This is a genomic window from Chryseobacterium sp. CG10_8 (assembly GCF_058117085.1).
The window spans coordinates 20,137-28,808 of the sequence record NZ_JBYVEB010000037.1; the positions used below are offsets into that span (position 1 = coordinate 20,137).

Annotated in this window: 11 protein-coding genes; 5 read left to right on the plus strand and 6 right to left on the minus strand. The window is 35.4% G+C overall.

Annotated elements, in window-relative coordinates; all coding sequences use genetic code 11:
- The first annotated feature begins 80 nt into the window (after nucleotides 1–80).
- From AC4AGG_RS07930 to AC4AGG_RS07950, 5 genes are all read left to right on the plus strand, one after another.
- The gene (locus AC4AGG_RS07930; protein ID WP_489771453.1) at nucleotides 81–1,109 is read left to right on the plus strand and encodes a hypothetical protein; all 1,029 of its coding nucleotides are present in this window, start codon (nucleotides 81–83) and stop codon (nucleotides 1,107–1,109) included.
- 129 nt (nucleotides 1,110–1,238) lie between these two features.
- Entirely contained in the window at nucleotides 1,239–2,222 is a 984-nt protein-coding gene (locus tag AC4AGG_RS07935) for a glycosyltransferase family protein (protein WP_489771454.1), read from the plus strand.
- Nucleotides 2,223–2,313: 91 nt separating this feature from the next.
- Nucleotides 2,314–2,439 carry a hypothetical protein gene (locus tag AC4AGG_RS07940; RefSeq protein WP_489771455.1) on the plus strand — a complete coding sequence of 42 codons (126 nt, stop codon included), beginning with the start codon at nucleotides 2,314–2,316 and terminating at the stop codon, nucleotides 2,437–2,439.
- A 12-nt stretch (nucleotides 2,440–2,451) separates the two neighbouring features.
- On the plus strand, nucleotides 2,452–3,069 hold the full coding sequence (locus AC4AGG_RS07945; protein WP_489771456.1) for a hypothetical protein: 618 nt from the start codon (nucleotides 2,452–2,454) through the stop codon (nucleotides 3,067–3,069).
- 105 nt (nucleotides 3,070–3,174) lie between these two features.
- Nucleotides 3,175–3,687 (plus strand): ferritin, encoded by a 513-nt coding sequence (locus AC4AGG_RS07950; protein ID WP_489771457.1) that lies wholly within the window; start codon nucleotides 3,175–3,177, stop codon nucleotides 3,685–3,687.
- A 54-nt stretch (nucleotides 3,688–3,741) separates the two neighbouring features.
- On the opposite strand, the gene AC4AGG_RS07955 is transcribed toward AC4AGG_RS07950, so the two are convergent.
- The 6 genes from AC4AGG_RS07955 to AC4AGG_RS07980 form a co-directional block, all read right to left on the minus strand.
- Nucleotides 3,742–3,945 (minus strand): hypothetical protein, encoded by a 204-nt coding sequence (locus AC4AGG_RS07955; RefSeq protein WP_489771458.1) that lies wholly within the window; start codon nucleotides 3,943–3,945, stop codon nucleotides 3,742–3,744.
- A 12-nt stretch (nucleotides 3,946–3,957) separates the two neighbouring features.
- Nucleotides 3,958–5,202, minus strand: coding sequence for a S8 family serine peptidase (locus tag AC4AGG_RS07960; RefSeq protein WP_489771459.1), 1,245 nt, complete (start codon nucleotides 5,200–5,202; stop codon nucleotides 3,958–3,960).
- A 10-nt stretch (nucleotides 5,203–5,212) separates the two neighbouring features.
- Nucleotides 5,213–5,791 (minus strand): hypothetical protein, encoded by a 579-nt coding sequence (locus AC4AGG_RS07965; RefSeq protein ID WP_489771460.1) that lies wholly within the window; start codon nucleotides 5,789–5,791, stop codon nucleotides 5,213–5,215.
- Entirely contained in the window at nucleotides 5,791–6,486 is a 696-nt protein-coding gene (locus AC4AGG_RS07970) for a hypothetical protein (protein WP_489771461.1), read from the minus strand. Before AC4AGG_RS07970 ends, AC4AGG_RS07965 begins: the two co-directional genes overlap by 1 nt.
- 12 nt (nucleotides 6,487–6,498) lie before the next feature.
- A complete protein-coding gene (locus AC4AGG_RS07975) occupies nucleotides 6,499–7,398 on the minus strand; it encodes a DUF2589 domain-containing protein (RefSeq protein ID WP_489771462.1) in 900 nt (299 codons plus the stop codon).
- Nucleotides 7,399–7,603: 205 nt separating this feature from the next.
- A complete protein-coding gene (locus AC4AGG_RS07980) occupies nucleotides 7,604–8,485 on the minus strand; it encodes an SDR family oxidoreductase (RefSeq protein WP_489771463.1) in 882 nt (293 codons plus the stop codon).
- Nucleotides 8,486–8,672: the final 187 nt, after the last annotated feature.

Here is an 8,672-nt window from a genome sequence, read left to right on the forward strand (position 1 = left end):
AAAGCAGAACAGCGACATTACCAAAATTGCCCAGCGCTTTCCAAAATAGAAAGTTAAAACAAGAAATAAAAATTGTAGAAATGAAAAAATTACTTTTAGGACTTACACTGTCAATCGCGACAATGTTTTCTGCACAATATAATAGCAATAATGGTTGGGGAAATAATGGTTATGGTAGCTACCAAAATAATGATGACTATTATTTTGATGATGATTACTACTACGAATATCCAAATGATTATTATGCTGACTCATATTATCAAGATTTTTACAACGATTACCGAACCAGTATTACTATGGTTAACTGGAATTCCTTCTTCTTAGAATTTGGATTAAGTCGCAATCAAGTAAGCCTTATAATTGACCTTAACCGTCAGTTTGATTCTTACAACGTTTGGAATTCTTATTACAGAATGAATCCTGTAAGATGGTATTATGATAGATTCTACGCATTGCAACAAATTCTAGGACCAAGAATTTTCCTTGTTTTCCAAAACAGATACTATAATGGATACGCTCCTGTCACCTACTATCACAACAGATGTAGAGATTGGTATCGCCCAAGATATGCTGTAATGCCAAGATATAGAAACGTTAATATCAACATCTATCATGTTAACAGAAACAACTATCACAGATCAGTTGGTAACAAATACGGCTGGAATCAACCAAGAAATCCTCATAGTAATAATGGATTCCGCAACGAAAATGGAAGAAGAGGCTCCCAATCTAGAAACGACATTAATCACAATAATGGAAATCGTCAAAATCAAAACAATGGAGTAAGAAACGGAAACAACGGAAACAGATCCAATTCTAATGTAAGAATGACTAATGAAAGTACTAGAAATCAATCTTCTGGCATGAGAAATTCATCTCCGCGAAATTACGAGACTCCAAGAGCAAGTACTCAAAATAATAACAACTCTTCTATGAGAAATCAAAGCCAAGGTTCAAGAGGTCAAAATGCTTCTTACAGAACCGAAGGTAATCGAAGTCAAAGAAGTGCATCTGCTGAAAGATCTTCTCAAAACAACAGTCAAAGAAGTAGTGACAGCAAAGGAAATTCTGGTTCACGAGGCAATAGCAACGGTTCTAGATCTAGATAATATATTCTCATCTCTGATATATATAGTTTGTGTGGGGAGCAGAAAAAATCTGCTCCCTTTTTTGTTGTAATATTTCGATAGTTTTAGGAAAAAAAAGAATAATATTGTTATCAAAATACATTGTAAAAAATGAAAATTTTATATGCTATCCAAGGAACAGGAAATGGGCACGTCAGCAGAGCAAGAGAAATTATTCCTTATCTCAAAAAATACGGCGAAGTTGACCTTGTACTAAGCGGAACACATACCGAAGTCGAACTAGGACATGAAATTAAATATCGGTACAAGGGATTTGGATTCGTATTTGGACAAAAAGGAGGAATTGATTTTGTCTCAACCATCAAAAATTTTGACCTAAGACAATTCAGAAAAGACCTAAAGAACCTTCCAGTCAAAGATTACGATATCATCCTTAATGACTTTGAGCCAGTCTGTGCTTGGAGCTGCAAACTCAATAAGAAAAAAAGCATTGGCCTAAGTCACCAGTCAGCTTATCTTTCTCCAAAAACACCTCAACTAAAAGGTTTTCATTGGGGAAAATACATCATGAACCACTACGCTCCTGCAACAGAATATGTAGGATTCCATTTTGATAGATTCGATGATTACATTCACACCCCTGTTATTCGTACAGAAATCAGGAATTTGAAACCAGAAAATCATGGGCATTACACGATCTACTTACCTGCTTACAGTGACGAAAAAATCATCAGCTTTGTAGAAAAAATCCCCAACACAAAGTGGCATATTTTTTCCAAGCACAGTTCCGCATCGTACACCAAAAATAATATTGAAATATTCCCCATTAACAACCAAAAATTTCTAGACTCTCTTAAAAATTGCGAAGGATTACTGACAGGTGGAGGTTTCGAAGGACCTGCAGAAGCATTATTTCTTGGAAAAAAATTGTTAGCAGCACCCATGAATCATCAATATGAGCAACAATGTAATGCTTTAGCTTTAGAAAAAATGGGAATCCCCGTGATTTGGAACGAAATGGAATTCGAAAAAAAATTAAATTTCTGGGTTAACCAAAGTGCAAAGTTAGAAATAAATTACCCCGATGAAACAGAAGAAATCATCCATCAGATCTTCACGAAGCATACTTTATGAAATATTTAACAAAAATTTACATTTTTTTCGTTTAACCTGTTAAATATTTTGATATCTAAAGTATAGATGAACAATTAATACAACAATCATTATGAAAAAAATAATTCTAAGTATAGCTATTGTAGGACTTGGAACTTTTGCCATGGCACAACAAGGACAGCTTGACCCTCAAAAGAAAGCTGAAATGGAGACTAAAAGAGGAGAAATGCAAAAGTAAAGATTGGCTGAAATGAAGACGGAACTTAATCTATCTGATAAGCAAGTAAAACAGATTGAAGCTCTACAGGAAAAAAACATGGCAGAAAGAGAGAAAAACATGGAGGAACGCAATGCCAGAATGGAACAAAGAAGAAGCGAAAATAATGATGAAATGCGCAAAATATTGAATGCAGACCAATATCAAAAGTGGGAAGCAAAAAGAAAAGTTCATCAAGAAATGGACGGCATGAAGAATGGACATCATGACATGGAAGCTAGAAGAGCGGAAATGCAAAAACAAAGATTAGGTGAAATGAAGACCGAGCTTAATCTATCTGACAAGCAAGTGAATCAAATTGAAGCTTTGCAAGAAAAGAATAGAGCCGAAAGAGAAAAAAATATGGCGGAGCACAAAAAAATGATGGAGGAAAACAAAGCCAGAATGGAAAAGCAAAAAAGTGAAAACGATAACGAAATGCGACAAATCCTAACTCCCGAACAATATCAAAAATGGGAAGTTAAGAAAAAGGAACATGAAGAAATGAGACAAGAAAAGAGAGAAGAAATGATGGAAAGACGTGGAAAACAATTAAAAAGAGGCGATAGAACCAACGCCGATATAAAGAAAACTGACGTAAAGATAGATTAACCAATCGTTCATAAATTTGATTTTTTTTAATGTGAGGAGAGGGGGAATATCCCGCTCTTTTCCTTTATTATCAACCAAATTATTATCTTTGAAAAAATATTAATTATGATTACTGAAAATATAGCAAAGCTTCTTAACGACCAAATTAGAAAAGAGCAATACGCTTCTCAATATTACTTGTCGATGTCTGCATGGTTTTTCGAAAAAGACTTGGACGGAATCGCTAATTATTTCCGTGTACAGAGCAAGGAAGAACTCATGCATGCGGACAAAATTTTTGACTATCTGGTTAATGTCGGAATGGGAGTCGAAATGGGAGCCATTGACAAACCTCCTCATACCTTCAATGATGAAGTAGATATTTTCCAAAAAGCTTTAGAACATGAAAGAGAGGTCACCAAAAGCGTTTTTAACATTGTGAAAAATGCGAACGCTGAAGGAGATTTTGCGACTGTTTCTTTTTTACAATGGTTCATTAACGAGCAAGTGGAAGAAGAAGCAAGTGCTTCACAATTGGTAACAAAAATCAAAATGGTGAAAGACAATCCATCTGCACTTTATCTTTTTGATCAAGAATTAGCTCAACGTGTTTTCACTCCAGAACCAGGAACTAACTAAGACTAGTACTTTAAATATTAAAAACTCAGAAATTGCTTTCTGAGTTTTTTCATTCTAATCCACCTTGAAGGTATTGTTTTCTCGCTCGACAGTCTCGAAAAAATCAAACTTTAATTCTTCGATAGGTCGATCTGTTTCAAATTTCACAATCTTCAGTTTTGAATAATATTTTACTACTTTAATTCTACCCTCTTGAAGTCTGCTTTTAATTGAATTGAACGAAACCCCCTTCTTTAGTACTGCAAAATATGCATTCATCAGAACAAAAATTTATATAGATTGCACCAGTCCATTCCCAATATCACGGTACTTGAGACCGTCTATTTTTTTTGATTTTTCCACAAGTAAATCCCAAATTTCCTTTGCGGACTTACTGGGAAACTTTTCGAAATAAAGCGCTAACAATCCAGAAACATGAGGCGTTGCCATACTTGTCCCGTTCATCAGCTTGTACATGCTTACGGGAAAAGAACTTAGCACATCTACCCCAGGTGCACAAAAATCCACATTTCCGCCATTGGAGGCGTTAATACCACCATTAGAAAACTTAGCAACTCTCATTTGGCTATCAATCGCCGCAATCGCCATAATTGATGCTACATTGGCTGGAGCAGAAACAGGTTTTGGAACCGAAGGGCGATTACTATCATTGCCAGCTGCAGCAACAATTAAGCAATTATTTTCCATTGCTTTTTTCCCGACGGATTCAAAAAGCAATGATGGAGCTTCATTAATTTCTACTGGTGAAGCCAAGGACATCGAAATAATCTGACTTTTTTTGGTGATCGCCCAGTCTATTGCATCGATAATTGCACTTGTACTTCCTTTTCCTGAGTTAGAAAGTACTTTTCCCACCTTAATATGAGCTTCCTTTGCAATACCATATCGTTTTCCCGTGTCTGACCTTACATTTCCCGCTGCAACACCAACGCAATGTGTACCGTGACCATGGGCGTCATTCGACCAATCTTCGTCTTTTATAAATGACTTTCCTTCGATATCTCGACCAACAAAATCAGGATGATTACTCATGAATCCTGTATCCAAAATACAAATATTAACACCTTTGCCTGTCAATTGAGTTTGATCAAGACCAATGGCCTTCAAGCCCCATTCCATATCAGTTATGGGATTTTGAGGAAGAGGTTTGTTGAGTAAAAATGCTTCTAATTCAGTTATTTTTTCTCTCAGTTCTGTGGAAGTTTTTTTTAATTCTTTGATTAAAGTCACTTCGTTGGCGGGAAAAAAGTCCCGTTCTTTTTCATAATAAATAACAGGACTATTTTTATCATTAACTGCTTCCAAAAGAGCTTTCTCATCAATATTCTCGAGTACCGCAACATTGAGGTTTTTAAAAAGAACCGAATTGTCTTTGTCAATAATATTAAAAGCGCGATTCTTGCTTGACAAATCTTCAGACGAAGTGACACTGACCTCAAATTCGCTGGAGAATCGTTCTACAGACTTCTTCTTTTGGTCTTCAATCATCACGATATATTTCCCTTGATTTTTCATGGTTTTAGTTTTATTGAATTTTTGAAATCGCTTTTTCAAACAACAGATATATATCCTCAGAAATAAGATTCATTCTCAACTTTTTATCGATACTGGAAATCGAATGATTCTGCTTGATTAACTGCTCCCAAAATACTTCAATTTTAGCAACAGAATTCAGTTTTTTGATTTTAGAATCGGTTAATATTTGGTTTTGATACAGTGACAGAATGAGGTTAGAAATTAATTCCTCTCCTTCTTCCAATTTTGCACTTTCCTTTTGATAAATTTGTTGCAACAAGCCATTAATCTGTTCCAAAGCAGCAAAAGAGAATCCAGAATACAACTCCCTCCTTCCTTGTGTTATCTTTTCCATCCTTATGGGGTCAAAGCCTTTCTTGACAGTCAATAATTGGTTGTTGATTTTAAGAATCTCAGATTCTTGAGAGGTACTCCCTGTCGATTGAAAATAGGCTAAAATCTTATCCAAAAAAGCCTTGAAGTCCGCATCAAAATCATAAGACCTTTCCGCAAAAAACCTTTGAACCTTATTGAATTTTTCAAAAAGACCCTCAATGGTTTTTACTTTATGATGGATAAACTCTTGCATTACTCAAAAATTATTTCTTCCACATCATTTCCATCGCGATCTTGCAATTTTACGATTCTTAGTCCTTCCTCTTCCATTTCTACATGGAGATTAATAAAAACTTTATCCTTATCATCAGAAGAGGTTGTATTAGGATCAATATAGAGATTATTAAGGCGAGACCCAACGAGATTATACCTACTTGCGAGAGATTCACTTAAAATTTGTTTAAGCGCTTCTGTTTCTTGAGGATTGTCTTCCTGAGGTCGAAACACGCCAAAATTAATTGTACTAATCTTAGTTGGGAGATCTATTTTCTTGATATCCACCTGAAAATCTTTAGTGAATTTTTGATCCTTGACTTCCAATGTTTTGAAAAGCTTCGTAAACTCTTCGTTCTGAACCTGTTTTTCGGTCAAAGGCGAAATATTAAGTTGCTTTTCTTTGTTGACCAATGTAATTTTACTATTAACATCTCTCAGGAAAAGCTTTTCGTCGTATTTGAAATTGTACTTAGAATCCGAATCAATATTCTCCACCTTAATAGGGATATCCATTTTGACCACGGGAATATTATACCTTGGAACTTTGAAGTACTTCAAATAATCGTGCTTTGCATACTCTTTGGCAACTCGCACCGAGTTCTCATCTGCCAGTTTACGAGCCTGGATTATCTCGTTGTTGAGATAATCCAGGTAATCTGATAAGGTTATCATGGTTATTGGTTTTTATGCAGATAGCAATCCAAGAACCTTTTCTAATCCTGCTGGCATTTCATCGTTGGTCGCTTTGACTCTTACCGCAAGAGAGTATTCTTTCTCAACTTTGACACCAGTGCTCGAAGTTCTTTTGTAAGCGACATCCACTTTGAATTTCACTTTTGCAAAAAGATTAGAAAGACCACTACTTTCAGTACTTCCTGATGTATTTATCACAAATTCTGAAGATGTGTTTTTTGTAAAAGTTGAATTCAATTTAACATTGAAATCGATTTCACAGGTCTCAATTCGGATACTTGGGATGTTTAATAACGCAATGAACGGGACATTGATTTCAACCTCTTGTTCAACTGTTTTAGGATTACTTGCACTTACGTCTTCTTCTGGATCAAATTCAGGATTAGGCACGTTCTTTTTATATTTGAAATCGGCCATTCTTAATTTTTTTTCACCGGTACTTGCGTCTGTTTCAAAACCGACTTCATTAATAAAACTTACGGTACTTACCGATGCATTGGCTTGCGCAGTGACACAAGCATCCAAAGGTCCACCAATAATTTTAGCGAAATCGATACTTCCTAGTTCTGACGCAAATTCTGCATCACCAGCACCTGCAGCAGCAAAACTTTTTGCATCTTCTGCAGCCAAACCAAGAATCATATTCATCACTTTGGATGAAGCACTGCTTAACGAAGCTTCCCATTTTGGATTGTAACTACTATTAAAGGAGTTAATGATTTCCAAAATTTCTTTCTTTGTTAAATCTTGTAATTCTGCAGGAGCAATTCCGCTTACTTTTTCGTAATCAGCAGGGCTAATTGTTAGTTCGATTCCTTCTAGAAGCTTAATTAATTCAGCTTTGTTGGACTTTGAATGGTCTTTTTGCAAGACCTCTTTGATTGTTGTCATGATTAACTATTTTGTTGGTTATTATTGTAGCACAAAGGTATAAACAACATATAATCAGAAATATAGGAAATACACTATGTTTAACATGGGATTTTCACTGTATTTTCATTCAAACGTAATTTTCAAAGAAATAAATTAATAGTATGCTCTATTTTTAAAGGAAATAAAAAAAACGGATTCTAGCGAATCCGATTTTGAAATTATCTTAAGAATTAGACTTCTTTGCCTTAATCATCATTTCGAGCATATCCCACATTTCTTGTGGAATTTCTTCCAACATATTAAATTCTCCTGCTCCTTGAAGCCATTCTCCTCCATCAATGGTCACCACTTCTCCATTGACATAAGCTGAAAAGTCAGAAACCAAATATGCAGCGAGATTGGCCAATTCCTGATGTTCGCCAACTCTTCGTAATGGAACTTTTTTTCTCATGTCGAATTTCTCGGCTAAATCTCCTGGAAGTAATCTTTCCCAAGCTCCTTTGGTTGGGAATGGTCCTGGAGCAATCGCATTGAATCTAATGTTATATTTTGCCCATTCAACAGCGAGACTTCTGGTCATTGCTAAAACTCCCGCTTTTGCACAAGCTGATGGAACAACATACGCAGAACCTGTCCAAGAATATGTGGTCACAATATTAAGTACTGTTCCCGGAACTTTGTTATCAATCCAATATTTCCCTATTGAAAGTGTACAGTTTTTTGTTCCTTTGAGGACGATATCTAAGATAGAATCAAATGCAGAATGCGTTAATCTTTCTGTTGGCGAAATAAAATTCCCAGCTGCGTTATTCAATAAAATGTCAATTCTGCCAAATTCTTTTAGAGTCGCTTCTTTCATGGCTTCTACTTCATCCCAATTTCGGACGTCGCAAGAAACACACAGAACTTTTCCACCCGTCTCATCTTCTAATTCTTTTGCTGTGGCTTGAAGTTTTTCTAAATTTCGGGAAGTGATGACCACTTTTGCACCTAATTGTAAAAAATATTTGGTCATGGCTTTTCCAAGACCGCTTCCTCCTCCTGTAACGATGGCTACTTTATCTTTTAATGCGTCTTCACGAAGCATTGGTTGTGTATATAACATCCGACTTTGATTTAAAAATTAAGATTCTAAAGTTAAGTATTTTGAGGAAAGACAAAGAATTTTATTTTATTCGGTAAATAGTAATTGAACCGATCTGTAAAATCATTTATTATAAAAATAAATATCCGTAAAGTTGCCTAAAATTCACTATCTTTGTGTTAGTCAAATAAATAACGATGAATTTATT